12 protein-coding genes are annotated in these 15492 nt (G+C 30.5%); 5 read left to right on the top strand and 7 right to left on the bottom strand.

Annotated features, from left to right (window positions below; all coding sequences use genetic code 11):
* The 7 genes from EAG08_RS09990 to EAG08_RS09965 form a co-directional block, all read right to left on the bottom strand.
* Positions 1 to 786: a hypothetical protein gene (locus EAG08_RS09990; protein ID WP_129535300.1), complete on the bottom strand. Its 786-nt coding sequence runs from the start codon at positions 784 to 786 to the stop codon at positions 1 to 3.
* 98 nt (positions 787 to 884) lie between these two features.
* Complete coding sequence (locus tag EAG08_RS09985) at positions 885 to 2846, bottom strand: hypothetical protein (RefSeq protein ID WP_129535299.1); 1962 nt, start codon at positions 2844 to 2846, stop codon at positions 885 to 887.
* Positions 2846 to 5023, bottom strand: coding sequence for a hypothetical protein (locus EAG08_RS09980; protein WP_129535298.1), 2178 nt, complete (start codon positions 5021 to 5023; stop codon positions 2846 to 2848). Before EAG08_RS09980 ends, EAG08_RS09985 begins: the two co-directional genes overlap by 1 nt.
* Positions 5024 to 5423: 400 nt before the next feature.
* The gene (locus EAG08_RS09975; RefSeq protein WP_129535297.1) at positions 5424 to 6878 is read right to left on the bottom strand and encodes a hypothetical protein; all 1455 of its coding nucleotides are present in this window, start codon (positions 6876 to 6878) and stop codon (positions 5424 to 5426) included.
* A 286-nt stretch (positions 6879 to 7164) separates the two neighbouring features.
* Positions 7165 to 7335: a hypothetical protein gene (locus EAG08_RS21350; protein ID WP_164998555.1), complete on the bottom strand. Its 171-nt coding sequence runs from the start codon at positions 7333 to 7335 to the stop codon at positions 7165 to 7167.
* Positions 7336 to 7565: 230 nt separating this feature from the next.
* Positions 7566 to 8603 (bottom strand): patatin-like phospholipase family protein, encoded by a 1038-nt coding sequence (locus EAG08_RS09970; RefSeq protein ID WP_129535296.1) that lies wholly within the window; start codon positions 8601 to 8603, stop codon positions 7566 to 7568.
* Between the two features lie 85 nt (positions 8604 to 8688).
* On the bottom strand, positions 8689 to 9189 hold the full coding sequence (locus EAG08_RS09965) for a M15 family metallopeptidase (RefSeq protein ID WP_129535295.1): 501 nt from the start codon (positions 9187 to 9189) through the stop codon (positions 8689 to 8691).
* 1654 nt (positions 9190 to 10843) lie between these two features.
* Between EAG08_RS09965 and EAG08_RS09960 the strand changes: the two genes are divergently transcribed.
* The 5 genes from EAG08_RS09960 (at position 10844) to EAG08_RS09940 (ending at position 14669) form a co-directional block, all read left to right on the top strand.
* Complete coding sequence (locus EAG08_RS09960) at positions 10844 to 11638, top strand: T9SS type A sorting domain-containing protein (protein WP_129535294.1); 795 nt, start codon at positions 10844 to 10846, stop codon at positions 11636 to 11638.
* A 467-nt stretch (positions 11639 to 12105) separates the two neighbouring features.
* Complete coding sequence (locus EAG08_RS09955; protein ID WP_129535293.1) at positions 12106 to 12894, top strand: hypothetical protein; 789 nt, start codon at positions 12106 to 12108, stop codon at positions 12892 to 12894.
* Positions 12894 to 13085 carry a hypothetical protein gene (locus tag EAG08_RS09950; protein ID WP_129535292.1) on the top strand — a complete coding sequence of 64 codons (192 nt, stop codon included), beginning with the start codon at positions 12894 to 12896 and terminating at the stop codon, positions 13083 to 13085. Before EAG08_RS09955 ends, EAG08_RS09950 begins: the two co-directional genes overlap by 1 nt.
* Complete coding sequence (locus EAG08_RS09945) at positions 13085 to 13624, top strand: helix-turn-helix domain-containing protein (RefSeq protein ID WP_129535291.1); 540 nt, start codon at positions 13085 to 13087, stop codon at positions 13622 to 13624. Before EAG08_RS09950 ends, EAG08_RS09945 begins: the two co-directional genes overlap by 1 nt.
* The gene (locus EAG08_RS09940; RefSeq protein WP_129535290.1) at positions 13608 to 14669 is read left to right on the top strand and encodes a tetratricopeptide repeat protein; all 1062 of its coding nucleotides are present in this window, start codon (positions 13608 to 13610) and stop codon (positions 14667 to 14669) included. Before EAG08_RS09945 ends, EAG08_RS09940 begins: the two co-directional genes overlap by 17 nt.
* The last annotated feature ends 823 nt before the right edge of the window (positions 14670 to 15492 follow it).

The following is a 15492-nucleotide window of genomic DNA, read 5'->3' as shown; positions in this document are numbered from 1 at the left end:
TTATTCTAATTTAATTTTTAATTGAGGAATGTTATCATTATCACCAAAAACTTTCGGTGTTATATCAGTTGGTGTTGATCCAAAAAAATCAACAATATAATTTTGAACTTTATTTTCATCTTTAAACAAGTTAATCTTTTTCCCATTCTCAATTGCTACTATATATTGTTTGTGAATTCGCTTTTTTGCCTTATAGTCTTCCACAAGCCCTTGTTTATATTTCTTTGCTTCTCCTGATTTTAAAACTTTAGGGGTTGTAGTAGTCATTTCAGTAAATTTATCTAATAATTTATTAACATATTCTTGTTCTTTCTTTTTTGAACTAAAATATATTACCCAATCGGTGTCTTGTGTTCCACCGCTTAAACTAGTTGTTGAAGTAAGACCAGAACCTCCTACATATGCCTTATCTTTTGGAAGACCAAACTTATCTAAGGTAGGTATTACTTTGTTATTTACGTAATCATTAAATTGAGGTTTTGAAATAAACGGAAACGGAAAGCCTCTTTTCCGAACTTCAATGATATTATCCATTCTAACTGTAAGCTCACTTATTGGTGCTTTATAATGAGGGTCACGTATTCTACAAGCTTGATGAATAATTCCCGCAATATCATCAATAGGAAGATTTTTTCCAAAAGCAATTGTCAGTAACTCATTAATTTCAGTATCAGAATAATAATTTTCAAAATATTCCGTATCCCTATTTAGTTTATCAAAAAGTCTATTTTTTGCTTGTTCTCTGTATTTATTTAACAATTCCAAGTCGTCTATTTCTGCTGCCAAAATCCTTATTTTCGAAATAAATTCTTGTCCTTCAGCAGTATTAAAATCACCTGGTACTCCTTCTCCAAAATCTATCTCCTTTATAAATCTTTTCGCTGCTATTTTTTTTGTAGCCTAGACATTGCATCATCTCCTAACGCACTTAATTCTACCCAACCTAAAAGTATTTTTAATTTTTGACAAAATTTTGAATTAGTATTATTACAGCTTGCGATGTAATCTGATACAGCATTTGTGACATCTAAAGAAAGTTGGATTGTTTCTGTTAACGTAATAATCTGTTCAAATTTTGAGAGACCTCTAATATGAGATAATTTACCTACTAGTCCTCCTCCGCTTCTAAAAAAAGTAACAATATCAGCAGTTCTAAAAATAAGAAATTCTGCATTTTTATTTTTGCTTAGCTGTGCAATGTATTTAATATAAAATATAGGAACTATAGAATTGTAATTATCTAAGTTACCAGAAGGATCTGCATTATCTACTGTTAATATTGGTAAAGATGTCTCATTGTTGTGATCGACAAGAGTTACCGGTTGAAATATATCATAATAACCATAAGGAAACCAACTTCTTGAGATTGGTGGTTCGGATATTTGTTCATTTTTAACTACATTCCAATCATTTGTAAGGGCACAAATTTTATTATATCCTGTAAACTCAAAAATAAAATTTTGATCATATAGTCCAAAGTTTTCACTTGACTTGTAATTAATTACTACTGGTCCAGAAGTTTTATCAATCGTAAAACTCATGTTTGGCATATACTTGATAGATGGTTTTCTACTGTATTTGAACATTGTGTTTTGATTATCCTCTACCAAGCTTAACAATTCTGGTTTGTAAATATTATCTTTATAAGGATTATATTTACTATATCTCCACAGTCTGTAAACAGCATCTACAAAATTGTACCTAGTTAAAACAGGATCAAAATCAACACCAGGAATATAATTAACCAAAGAGATTATTTTTTCAGTAACATCCCAACTTTGAGACATTCTAGTATAAATGGCTTCAAATAGCGTAACCGAATTTCGAAAAATTTCATATTCCTCAGGTTTTGGGTGCTCCTTCATTTTAGAGTCAGATATTGATTTTTTAGGATCAATCAAACCGTCTAAAAATAAATTTATATTGTTAGTGTCGGTTTTATCAAAAGAATAAACAATACTAACTACAAATTCTTCATACTCTACTTTATCTATATCTTCTGAAAGAAGATATTTCACTAGATAAATTAGCATTTCGATTTTTATTTTTACACTTAGTCCTATTAAAATTTTAGGATGCATACTCATAGCTGTCAGAATAGTGCTCTCAATATCAGTAGAATTATTTAGGATGTAAATTCGTTTTTTTATTAAATTATAATAATTCAACAAGTTTATATAATATTGGTCATAATATGCCTTTTTCTGAGAATCACTACTTAACGAAGAGGTATCTAAGGTTCGCCAAAGTGCTTTTTGATTTTCTTTTAATAAATCTATTCCAGTATTAAAAGACTCATAAATATATTTATCTATATTGTTTATAAGCTGTGCAACGTCCGCAATACTTTCTTTAACTTTTGAATCATTTGATAAAATCACATTTTTATTGAAAAATTCAAGAGCAGTATTTGTTAGTGCTAAATTATTACAATAACTTTTTGACGTGTTTACTGTAAAACCTGTTAATGGTATATCTTTTTCCGAAAAAGATTCTCCATTTTGATATGGTTTAGTATATGTGTTCCAACAATAGCTTGGAGTTCCTGTTACTGATATTTCTCTTTTTCTTATTTCAATTATATCATTTTCTTCTACTTTACCCCAATCTTTATCATTGTAAATTTTCATCTTACCATATTCTGCAGCTTCAATATGAGTATAAAAACTAGTTTCCTGAACATAAAATGTTAGACGTTTATTGATATCCAAATAAGCTGCACAAGTATATCTTGTCCCATCTGGTGCATCGAATGAAGCCAGATGTCCGGTAGTAAAAAAATTTTCATTAGTTATATTACCTTTTCTTACGATATTTCCATTTTTAAGAATAATTGCCTGTGCCATTAGAATAAGTCTAGTTTAAAAATTATTTCTTTTGATAAATTGGGATAAAACTTCGCATATTCGTTAGAAGTAAAAACCATACTATCAACTGTTGTTACATATACGTGGTCAGTTGGAAATACTGTAGTGAGTTCTCCAGCGTGATTTTCTCCTATAATACAAAGTGAATATTTTTTATATTCTATTCCCTCTAAAGAATTATATTTACTTGTTTCATCTGAAAGTTCATTTTTCAAATAAAATTTAGGATTGTTCAATTGATGCTGATTAATAAGTACAGAAAATTTGTCATTTTCAATTTTAGTTATTCCTAAAAGCTTTTTACTTGGAAGGGTCTTTTCATCTGTTTTAATGGATAGTCCGGTTATAGTATTTCCATCCAAACCAGTGAAAATCTCTGTTTTTAAATAATATGGCTTTTCAGGGGAATAAAAATTATTCATTGTGTCACTATAAGTAATTGTTCCTCCATTGCTATTATCTTGATAAGCTGATCTACTTTGATAGAACCCTTCAAAGCCTTGTCGGATGTTATTTAATAATGTTTCATAAGTAACTCTTTTTAAGGTTTCATTTTCATCATTCATTATCATATCTTCAACTCTCTTTGTCGTAACGGTCGCAATATCTTTTCCTCCTCTCTTGTTCTCAAAATCAATCAACAATAAATTCTGATCAATTACATATCTCAACTCATTCGTGCTTTTAGGCTGAATATGAGGCGTTACGTTAATCAATCCAAAAACATCATCAATATCCTTTAGAAATAATGATTCTCCTGCGTTTAAAGGCGGAACTACATTCGTAATTTCAAGAGCTTTTCCCTCATAAATCAACTGCACAAAAGACCCGATATTTGTTCCCGTGCTTGTTTTCTTGACATCAAAAACAATGGGTTTGGTAAGTGCAGTATCGACAGTGTTGTTGTCATCGGCTTGTTGCAAAAGATTCTCTCCTCGGATGAAATAATCTTCGTTAGCAGTATCTACATTCAAAATTCCCTGTTTTACATATAATGCTGCTGCATCATTATTGTCTGTTGTAAGCTGAATAGCCAAGGAAGGAGTGTCTGCAAGTTCCTGCAAAGGCCAGTATTCCGAAAATTTTCCTGCAACAAGGTTGGCAGTTGTGGTTCCCTTTTTATAATCATTGGTGGTTGCCCCAATAGGATGATTATTGTAGAAATTATAAGAGCGTTGCCTGCTTCCCTGAATGTACAGATAAGTCGTTTTGGCAGTAGCAAATCCTTCAATAGCGCCGTAAATCTCATCATTGGTCTGCAATACGGTGTTCTGTCCGTTGTTGCTTGCATGAAGTTTTCCTTTTCCGTGCGTGTGAAGTCCGTAGAAAGAAGCAATGTCGATGAATTGTGTAGCAGATTCCCTGATCAGTTTGTTCTCAAAGGCATTGGCTCCCGAAGTTGAATTTAAAATATGATTGTTTAAACGCGCAAAATTTAAGTCTAGTTTAAACGGATTCGGATCGTTTTCAATGGTATAATCTCCTTCATTTAAGACGATGTCAATACCAATGGATTGACTTCCGCTTACTGTTCCTAAATGAGTTCCTCGCGGAATCATTGGCAATTCAAAAGCTTTTTGATTCGGATTGGTGCTTCCTGCATCTTCCTGTGAAATTTTAAAGAAAAAATCATCGATAAGCAAGTCTGTAGTTTGCGCATATGATCCCGTTCCCGGATACCCAATGTATTGTGCTGTCAGCGTGGGTTCTGTAAGATTCAGCATATTATATAATTTCTGAAAATCATCCCTGATCTGTTTTACAAAACCTGTAGCATTTGAAATAGGATTAATCGTTTGGTTTGCACCAAAAAAGTCTGATGCTTTAAGCCCGCGGTAAATAAAATATTTAATGGCAAGTCCCTTAATAGGCTGCGTGAAAGGCTTTAAAATAAGATTGACTTTAGTCGGATCATCCGAATTGGGCTGAACGAGTACCTGTCCCTGACAGATGGTGAATATTTTACCGGTATAACTAATTCTGGAGGTTGTCCTGAATGTAGTATCCCCTGTCATACCAAATTTATCTGTAGGTGCCTGAGAAAAAGGAATTTTCTCAATAAAGAGATAAGATTCCGGTAAAAGATCCGGTCTTACATTCAGGCCATTGCCATCAGAAGAAGTAGGCGTGGAGCTCTGTATAGTGTTTTGTGGCATTTGGTGTTATTTTTTGTGATATAAAATTTTAAAAAGCTTTTTAAAAAGCTTGTTCGTGTAAAAATTCTGTGATTAGAATTCATAATAATTATTGTATTTATTTCATGTTGTTAAGTTTTGTTTTTTTTAATATTTAATCAAGCTCAGTTGATTTGTAAATATTTATTAGACTTTCTTTTTTTAAACTATAAGTTTCGTTTTACGTTCTTGTTTTTACATAGTGTGTTGTTTTATTCTGTTGTTATTTCTGAAACAAAGGTATCGGCGGCCGACGTCAAAACTTGACGCATTATTATTTCTTTTAAAAAAGTTTAAAAAGATTCTTTATTGAAATAAAAAGGCTCGGGGATCAAATTTGAAAAATTTGATCCCCGAGCCTGAGATGAAAAAATGATAGAAATTATTTCTTACAAGTACTGTATTCAGAAATAATATGAATTAGGTTTTCTTCATTTTTCAGGTCTAAACTTTCTTTCTTCAAAGTTTCAGAAAGAGTTTTACAGTCTTTAAGGTAATCTGCCAGTTTCAGAGATAATTTTTCGCTGGATCGGTTATCGAGCATCTGTCCCTTTTGCTGGATGTCTGTTTTCACGACATATTTTTGAAGCTCTACAGGATCCTGTAAAAGCATGATTTTATTTTCCTTGGCTACTAGTCTGTAGAAATAAGAATTATTACCATGAAGGCCTCCGTAATTCTGGAGCTTTTTCATCAGTTCACCTTTTACGTCTAAACCATAGTAGCAATCTTCTCCTCCGTTGTAAGGCACACAAAAATGTATTCCCGAGTCGGCATTATATGTTTTGGTTCTCGCACCTCCTCCCGGTAAACTGGTTTTCAGGCTCACCCTTTGGCCAAACAGATCTGCTCCGTCGGCAGGTAATTTCTGTCCTGTTCTTTCTGTGTCGAGCTTTTCAAACCAAATCGTGATCAATCCTTCTGTCTTTTTACCGGATTTTTCTACGACATATCCCAGAACGTCATAGAGATTGATACTTCTGTCGACTGCATCTTTCACTTTTGCATGCTGAAGCTCCTGGTTTTTGTAGTAAGCCTGATGCTCGAGTGTATAACCTTCGATGAAAAGATTGGCAATCAATTCATTCACAAAAGCATAATCTGAGGGAGCATAAGGTCTGGTTGCTACAAATGTAAATTCATGATTGTCAAGAGTTTTAACCAAATACGTTTTGATACCTTGTTTGCTTTCATACATTCTTGCTACTTTTATTCCATCAAGGTCACTTACCTCAAGGCAGGGGTTTCCGCTTCCAAAACCACAATTAAAAGCAGTCGAATATCCGATAATCTTTGCAGGATAATTTCCATTATTGATCAAAATTTCACCTTTTGAGCCAATCCTTGGATTGTAAAGAGATCTTATATTGCTTAGGCTGCTTTGTCTGTCGTTTTCACCGGCAATACTGTTGGCTTTTGCCTGAAGGTATTTATCGCCTAAATTTTCTCTCTGAACGTTAAAAAATTGTTCAATCTCTGCTGTGTTCAGTCCTTTTTCATTAAATAAATTATATTTTACTGCCAATTGATGAGCAATGATACGATCGGGTTTGAAAGAGGTGATCAAAACCTCGTAAGGGATCTGGGTCGTTTTTCCGTCCGCAGATTTCATATCCAGATAGTATAAAAATTCTTTTCCGGCTAAAGCAACGCCTTTTAAATCAAGATCAAAAGCTTTCTGATTGTTTAAATTGTAAAACTCATAATGATCTCTGTAGGGAGATTTTATGATCGCAACTTCTTTTTCGTTGTAAAGAATTTTATCTTTTTTAAGCTGAATTTTCTGAGAAAATACAAAACCTGAAAGCATAAAGCAAAATAATAAAAGTAATCTCATGGTATATTTTAATCTAAATAATTAACGTGCGAAAATTATGAATTTATCTCTATAATATTAAATTATTCATTGATTATAAATAATAAATTCCTGATTATTAAGATTGAAAAATAAATTGAAAGTTAAAATGTTTAATGCAATGCAATTAATAAAAAGAGACTGCCTTTTTTGAGATAGTCTCTTCTTTTTTTGTTCTATCAGAAATAATCTTACTGATGGTATTGATATTTTAGTGAACTGGTCCCATTAATGGACAGCGTAAGAATTTAGCGTGTAAAAAATAAAATTAAAAGATATCTTCTTCAATAATATCATTTTCAAAGTCTTCTCTGAAGAAATTTTCAATCTCGTCGAGATAGTTATCGTAGTCTATTTCTGTGTTTTCAATATCGCTCCAGTTGATTGTATAGAGGTCTTCATCAAAGATAGTATAGGGGTTGTGATTTGGTGTTTCCATGTTTTTTGTTTTTAAATATGGGTTAAAATTGGAACATACTTCTGGTTGTTCATCATTTGAAAATGTTGAATTCAAAAAGGTTTTTTAAAGTTTGGGATTTTGTTTTTTGTCTTTATCTCTACTTCAAAATTAATAGGTAGAAGCGACAAAACATGACGTGTTTTTTAATTATCTAAACATTTAAGATATAATCTAAAAAGCTTATATTAGCTACTTATAAGGTAAAATGCTTATATCCTGTTTTTTATTAATTTTTGAACAATTTGATTCAAATTTTCTCTGTTATCATCGATATAACTTAATCCAGCTTGTATAAGATTTTCAATATTTGACCTTCTTACATTATCCATTGCCGGAGATGCATTTTTCAAAGACGGATTGAGGCGGTAATAATTCTTCTGATTTCTCTGCCCCAAAGTCTGAAACATCTGGCAAAGCTGATAATCTACGGTCTCGGCATTGGCAGACATCAGAATGTCAATGATCGGAGTAACCCAGCCGATTTTTCCTGCTTTTTCCATTTTTTTGAATGAATAACTTTTAGATTCAAGCCCTGTACCGATTGATACAATAATCATATCGTTCACGGTCGGATGATTGGCTTTCTGATGATTTTTCAAAACTTCCGCAAAAGGAATTTTTCTGGCTTCCGCATAAGCACATAATGCGGGATTATTGGCAAACATTCCTCCATCTATAAGACTGAAAATCTGTCCGTACATCGATTTGATCTGAACCGGAGTAAAATAAGTAGGCGCCGCCGAAGTTGCTCTGCAGACATCTTTTACATAAAAATTATCGGCACTTACATTGGCTTTCCAGGAATTAAATAATTTTGCTCTTCGGTTTTCTATGTCATAACTTGTTATTAAACATGGCTTTATTAATTCTTTTAATTCTAAATTTCCAAAAAAGTCATTGAGGTTTTTTTCAAGGGCTTCTTGGGAGATTTTTTCATTGAGTAATCCGAAAGGATTAACCAGCTTCTCCCAAAAGGAAACCTGAAAAATATCGCCGCCTTTTTCGGCGTACAGCTCTAGTCCTTTCTGGATTGAATATTTTGCTTTTCGGTGCTCATCAGGACAAAGAATAATAGACGCAATCAGTGCTCCGGTGCTACTACCTGCAACCAGATCAAAATAATCTCCAAGCTTGGCCTTGGGATGGTCATAATGCTGAAGCTGCTCTTCTATATAACGTAAAATAATACAGGTAATGATACCTCTTATTCCGCCGCCGTCTAAAGATAAAATGGTTGTTTTTTTCATTTTTTCTACTTTATTTTGGTAAAACAAAAGTAGGAGAGGAAAGCGACAAAACTTGACGTATTATAATTGATTTATCATAATATTTTTAGAGAACTACATATCCCTCCTCATCTCTTTTCAGCTTAGCAAGCGTTCTCCAGCTTGTTTTTATCAATCCTTTTTTCGTTAAAATGTTTTTCTTTTCAAAGTGGGGAAGGTCTTTAAAGGTTTTCCAGTTTCCGCCCCAATCCCAACCATGTTTTGCGAAAATTTTCACACATTCATACCAGTCGGCAACTTGATCATTGTCCCAGTCTTTTGCGGTGTCCCAGCTTGCCGTTTTTCCGTCAATGATTAAACACATATCCACCGCCAAACCATAATTGTGAATGCTTTGCCCGGCTTTTGCGTTCGTTACTTTTTTTCCGTTTGTGATTCTTCCGATAGCATAAAGTTTTTCCTGCTCCTCAAAACTTCGAAGTCCCTGCGTAATTCTAATTTTGGCTTTTCCGGTGAGAGCTTCGTTGCATTCTTTAATAATTTTTTTCACTTCCTCTCTCACAAAAGGGTGTAGTTTTTCAATTCTTTGTAAGGTTACTTTATCCATAATTTTAATTTCTTTGGAAAACAAATGTAGATTTGTAATACGCCAAAACTTGACGTGTTGGAAATAAAAAAGAAATAATTTTTAAATAAAAAATGAACTTTCTGTAAACACTGATTAATACATTAATGTGACAAAACCTGACGTGTTTTAAAATATTTAACTAGTTGATTTTTAGCTAAATAATGATGATGTTGAAAGTTTGATTAAACATCATATTCTGTTTTAAAAGCTATAGCTTTATACTTTCAAACAGTCATTTTTAATATCAAGTACTTTTTTAGATATTCATTTTCTGAAGACAAAGTTTTAATTATAGATTGTAAGATCTGATTTTCCTTTTTAATTGATTCATAATTGGTTTGGCTGTATCCTAATGAATCAACTGATATGGTAAATGAAATAATATTTTTCTGATCTTATTATATTCTTCTTTGATGAGAATATTCTGTACGAATTTCTAAAATTTAATTTTTAAACAGGCTCTAACTAAATTTGTGATAAAGTATTCTTTGTTATAAAAAAAATGTTAAGAGCATATTCCATTGATGAAAAAGGTATAAAAAAAACAAGAATTGTTTCGGTAATTGGGGAAGTTTTCATAATTTATAAAGTAATAATGAATTTTTTCAGAGCTTAAAAGTGAGTGAAGTAGTGCTCCTAATCATTAAATAAAATTTACACAAAAATTTTAGAAAAATTTCAGGTATACCATATCAAAAGATTTGAATTTATAAGTAATCTTTCCTTACAACAACGGATACAAAAAAACAGATTTATATTTCCCTAATCTACAAGGTCGGATCTCAAATAAAATTTTAGCATTATTTATAAATACTACTACGGAGCATTTTTCTGATAAAAAAAGAACTGACTACGCTAATAATTAATGCTATGCTTTTTTATAGAAGACAATTTTTCTTTGATATATTAACTATGCTTTAACAGGAATTTAACTAAATATTTAAATCATGATTATTTTAAATGTTTTTGCTGTTTATTATCCTTTTATTATTGTAAAGAAAAAGCGTCATTAAATTACATCAGGATATGATAAATAATCACCTAAATAAAAATGGCTATAATAGTATTTAATGTATTGTAATACAATATGTTAATTATTGTTGTTTTTCGCGAATTTCCACGTGTTTTTTCTTTGTTTGCAATTTATATCGCTATATACTTGTTTAGAAAACAATGATTAGGGGGTATCTATAATTTTGTTCCAAAGTTCCTGCATATTATAATTCTCTACTTGTAATAATTAATTGTTTCGTGCAAGATGCTAAGTCTAAAGTTATCTGTGCGAAAAAATATTAAGTAGATATACCAATTTAGCGTCTAGTTAAAGTTAAGCATAAAACCTCAATTTTAAGATATGAAACGAGAGCGAAAAATTTATGATCCTGAAATTTTTATTTGCACATACAATCTTTAAATCTTGTTTTTAGCTAATATGTATCATGTAGTACCTAAGTAGAATGAGCTTTTGCGAATTCTTTTATTGGTAATTTCTATTTTTTCGAAATCTAAAAATCAAAACTGTGGTATTTTATGGATGATAACAAAAAAAACATTTTCAGGTGTATTGCTGAAATAATAATTATTAAATTTTTTAAAATACATATATCAGTAATTAATTTTAAATAAAACTTATATGAAGAAAATTTTATTAGCCGGTATGATGGCATTGGGTGTTGCAACATCAGCACAAATTTCTTATAATTACGGATGGGAACCCACCGGATTAGGATCTTGGACTATTAGTGGTTCTGGCTTATTTGACAGGTCAACAACAACTCCATGTGCTGGATCAGGTAGTATTAGAGCAAATAATTATTATGCTAGTACTTCTTATCTTACTTCACCTGCATTATTAGGTACAAATGGAGGAGATTTATCGGTTAGTTTCTCTTATAAAGTGACTAAATATTCTGATAATTCTACTGGGGCAACGTTGGCAGACGTAGGTGCTATAAGAGTACAGTATGCGACTTCTGCCTCTGGACCATGGATTACTACTTATACAATACAAGGTAGCGGTACTCATACAGTTTCGGCATCTTGTGCTGCAAAATCTATTAATATTTCTGGTCTACCGACCTCAGGCAATGTTTATGTTAGGTTTGCAGTAACAGCAGGTTCCTCAGCTGATAACTATGTCTATTTTGATGATATTTCAGTAACTCAGGCAACTTTAGCAACATTTGAAGCTTCAAAAACTAAAAATAACACCAAAGTATATCCTAATCCATTTACAGATACAATAGCTATCTCTAATGGCGCTGATGTAAAATCAATTTTAGTGGCAGATGTTTCCGGAAGGATAGTGAAGACTGTTAATGAGATAGGTACTGCTGTTCATTTGGAAGATTTAAAATCTGGAATATATTTTATGACTTTAATGATGAAAGATGGTTCTAAACAAACGATTAAAATGGTGAAAAAATAATTTATTATTTTTATTTTTCGAATATCCCTTGATACATCAAAGGATATTCGAATTTGTAATAATGGAATTGATAAACTACTGAGCTTTTTAGGCTCATTTTTAATGCTTTAAAGTTATTAAATCTTAGTAGCCGGCTTATACTTTACTTTTTAATTGTATTGGTGGTATTTCAGTAAAATAACTAAATATTGAATATTGTTTACTATTTGGTTGTTTTATTTACATATTGATATTAATTTAATGGTAAATATTGTTTTTTGTTTAAATAATCTAATTCTATTTTGTAAATAATCGTTATATTTGATTTAATCAAAAATTCATCCAGAATATGTACATAAATCAAATTGTAACTATGTAATCTATTAAATTAAATATATCTCTTTGGTCTGTAGATAATATAGAATTAACTAAATCAAGGGGGATGATTTAAAGTGGCTTTATTTTAAACAATTATATAAAAACTTAAAATGACCTCATTACTTCCTTTTAGATTGCTTATAATCTTATTCTATTTTATTTTCACAGGAACTTTATTTTCCCAACAAAAAATAATAGAGAGCGGAACCTTATTAGCTGATGCACAGCAAGTTTTGTATTCTGATCCTGAGCAATCTCTAAAGTTTGCCACATCTATAATAAAAAATTCAAGTTCTTCGGAAGAAATTATACAAGGCTATTTACTTACATCAAAGAGTTATTTTATTGAAGGTAAATATGACCAAGCATTAGAAGCATCCGAAAATGCAAAGCGTATAGCGACAGAATCAAAGAATGATAGTTTACGGGTTAGTTCATTATTGTTATTGGCGGAAATTTTAAATTTTTTAAACATAACTGATCTTTCTAAAAAGTATGATGATGAAGCTAAGCAAATAATAAAAGAAAATTCTAAACTTTATAATGAATTTAAAGAAATAAACGTTTCTGAGATTGTGAAAAATAGATCAAACATCTCTCCTGAAATAAATTTGGTTTATGCGAAGATCACCAAAGGAACTTTATTTACGCAAATTGCAAAGTCATATTTAGAAAAGTCCGATTATGATAACGCTCTATATTATTTCTCCAAAAATGTAGAAAATCTTGAAAAACAGGGCAAAATGGAGTATTGGGAAATTCAGAATTTTATTTATTATAGTGATTGTTTTTTTATTAATAAACAATATGAAATTGCTGTGAAGACTCTTTATAAAGCTGTGGAAAGACAAAAAAAATTAATAACCCGTTTTATGAAAAAGAGATTAATGAAAAATTAATGAAAAACTTTATAGCATTAAAGGATAGTGAAAAATCTCAAGAATATTATCGAAAATTACATATTGCAACAGTTAATACAGAATCTAAACTTAGCTTGGCTAATGAATGGTTTGTGAATAATTATGAAAACAACAACAATACTATCACAAATCTTATCGAAAAAAACAAAAAAATACGATATACATATTAATGATTTCATTATTAATAATATTGGTTGTAATATTGGTGTTTCGAAGGAATTATAAGCTAAAAATAAATAACAAAAAGGATTTGACAAGCTTTTTAGAAACAATAAATAAGTTTGATAATAAAGAACAAAAAAATAAAACTTTAAAATCTATTTCAGTTGCATCAGATACTGAAAAAAATATAATTGCTGGTCTTATTAAGTTCGAAAAAAGTAATAGATTTCTAAATAAAAATATGTCTCTTCCACTTTTGGCAACACAATTAAACACAAATACAAAGTACCTTTCAAAAGTCTTAAGTGATCATAAGCAGAAAAATTTTAATTTTTATATAAATGAATTAAGAATTAATTATATTGTTAATAAATTAAGAAAAGATTCTAAATATCTTAATTTTAAAGTGAGCTATTTAGCAGAAGAATGTGGATTTGCATCACACAATAGTTTTACTTTTGCTTTTAAAAAGCATATTGGTATGTCTCCAATAACTTTTATCGATTTTATTAAATTAGAAAAAGAAAATAATGCTTATCCACTATAGAAAATATTATTTTTTATTATGTTTCCTGAGTATTAATTTATTTGGTCAAAAAAATCCGGATAGTCTATTGAGTGCAGTTCGATTTCAGCTTTCAAGTAATCCAGATAAAGTAGTGGAGGTAGCAGAAAAAGTTTTAAAGTTAGATAATCTGAATAAGAAAACTGAAATTAGAGCTCTTTTTTATTTAGCCAATGCATATTCTGGGAAAAGAAATTATAAAAAAGCTTTGCAGTACAGTTTGCAGGGTGAAAAAATTGCCGGAGAAAATCATTATATAGATCGTCAAATAGGAGGTTTAAACATTATCATTCAGCAATACGAGCAGTTAAGAATGTATGATAGGGCTCTTTCGTATTTAAATAAAGCTGATGATTTGGCAGAGTCTTATCCACAAAGAGATTCCATAAGAAAATTAATAGGAAACAACTATTATTTAAGAGGGATGATTTATAGGCATCAATTTAATAATGAATTGGCCATTAAATTTCTTAAAAAAGCTGTTGCTGAATATAAAACCGAACCAAATGATTTACAGATGGTTGCAAATCAATGTATTGCAATGGATAATGTTGGTTTTTGCTATTTAGATCAAGGTAAAATAGACTCCGCGCAAGTGATATTTTCAAAAACAATCATATTAGGAAAAAAAATAAATAATAATAATTCTTTAGGATATACCTATTTAGGGCTGGCGCAAGCAAATATCCTTATCAATAAAACGAATGAGGCGGAGTATAATCTTAATACTGCTTTACTGCTTTCAAAAGAATTGGGTGATCCTAATTTGAGTAAGGATTTATACAAGTGGTTATCATATAATAGTATTGCTAAAAATGATTTGGAAAGTTATCATGAATATTTAAAGAGATATGTAGATGCAGATAATGATATACAGAAGTTTGAAAAAGATTTTATGAACAATATAATCTTTGAATCTGATAAGAGGTCTACAGAAAAAACAAGAATAAATTCACAAAGTTTTTACATAAAAATTTCAACATTACTTATATTACATATTCTTGCTATTTATTATCTTTTTTTATAATAAAAAAGAAAAAAAACGTTGTAAAATCCTATCAATCTCTCATTAATAATCACTTGAAAAATGAAGGCGATATTGGTGCTTAAAGTACTTTAAATTAGAGTGTTATGTATTGTTGTTTTTCGTGAATTTCCACTACCGTTTACTTTTTTCGCCGTTAATGTTCCTTTATATTTGCCTATAATTTATTACAAGGTAATTGATTGATTCCCTCAATAACTTAGGACAAAGATTCTATCGTTTTTCACAACTCTTACTTTAATAATTAATTATTTGGGGCTGGATGCTTTTGCTCTAGCCTGAAGATTAAAACATATTAAAGAAAAAAAATGTACAAAAACAATAACAACATAACTCCTTTTTTGGTTGGTTTGTGCATTTTTCTATGTTCTCTTAATTGTTTTTTCGCACAGATTAGCGTAGAAGGTGGTGCAAAGATTTATATAGAGTCAGGTACATCTGTGAGTATGATTACAAACAGTTATTCTGAAACTCTACGCCCAAATAAATTTTTGGTAAAGAAAATAAAAAAGGTGTCTTCCCATGACACTGAAAAAAAATTAGCTAAAAAGGACGTACATAAATTTTCAATATCTAGATGCTATTTTTCTTTAAACAATCAACTAGTAGCTCATAGTTTATGCTCTATCTCGTATATAGCAACTTTGTCTTTTAATTTACTCAAAAAACCTCTTGTCTTAATATCAGATAGAATTGTCTTAATTCATAATTACAGTAAAGGGAATCTAATTCAAGATCATTCAGAATACAAGTTTTTAATAATCTTATCTCTTTTTTTATGCCTACATAGGCTACGCCCACCTCC

Origin of the sequence: Chryseobacterium sp. 3008163 (assembly GCF_003669035.1) — a bacterium.
Lineage (GTDB): Bacteria > Bacteroidota > Bacteroidia > Flavobacteriales > Weeksellaceae > Chryseobacterium.
The sequence above is the reverse complement of the archived record's forward strand: the minus strand, read 5'-3'. Positions and strand labels throughout refer to the sequence as shown.

What these genes read in the sequence shown, in the direction of transcription:
- EAG08_RS09985 (WP_129535299.1), bottom strand. Translation starts at nt 2,846, where the DNA reads ATGGCACAGGCAATTATTCTTAAAAATGGAAATATCGTAAGAAAAGGT.
- EAG08_RS09955 (WP_129535293.1), top strand. Translation starts at nt 12,106, where the DNA reads ATGACCTCATTACTTCCTTTTAGATTGCTTATAATCTTATTCTATTTT.
- EAG08_RS09950 (WP_129535292.1), top strand. Translation starts at nt 12,894, where the DNA reads ATGAAAAACTTTATAGCATTAAAGGATAGTGAAAAATCTCAAGAATAT.
- EAG08_RS09980 (WP_129535298.1), bottom strand. Translation starts at nt 5,023, where the DNA reads ATGCCACAAAACACTATACAGAGCTCCACGCCTACTTCTTCTGATGGC.
- EAG08_RS09960 (WP_129535294.1), top strand. Translation starts at nt 10,844, where the DNA reads ATGAAGAAAATTTTATTAGCCGGTATGATGGCATTGGGTGTTGCAACA.
- EAG08_RS21350 (WP_164998555.1), bottom strand. Translation starts at nt 7,335, where the DNA reads ATGGAAACACCAAATCACAACCCCTATACTATCTTTGATGAAGACCTC.
- EAG08_RS09940 (WP_129535290.1), top strand. Translation starts at nt 13,608, where the DNA reads ATGCTTATCCACTATAGAAAATATTATTTTTTATTATGTTTCCTGAGT.
- EAG08_RS09945 (WP_129535291.1), top strand. Translation starts at nt 13,085, where the DNA reads ATGATTTCATTATTAATAATATTGGTTGTAATATTGGTGTTTCGAAGG.
- EAG08_RS09965 (WP_129535295.1), bottom strand. Translation starts at nt 9,189, where the DNA reads ATGGATAAAGTAACCTTACAAAGAATTGAAAAACTACACCCTTTTGTG.
- EAG08_RS09970 (WP_129535296.1), bottom strand. Translation starts at nt 8,603, where the DNA reads ATGAAAAAAACAACCATTTTATCTTTAGACGGCGGCGGAATAAGAGGT.
- EAG08_RS09975 (WP_129535297.1), bottom strand. Translation starts at nt 6,878, where the DNA reads ATGAGATTACTTTTATTATTTTGCTTTATGCTTTCAGGTTTTGTATTT.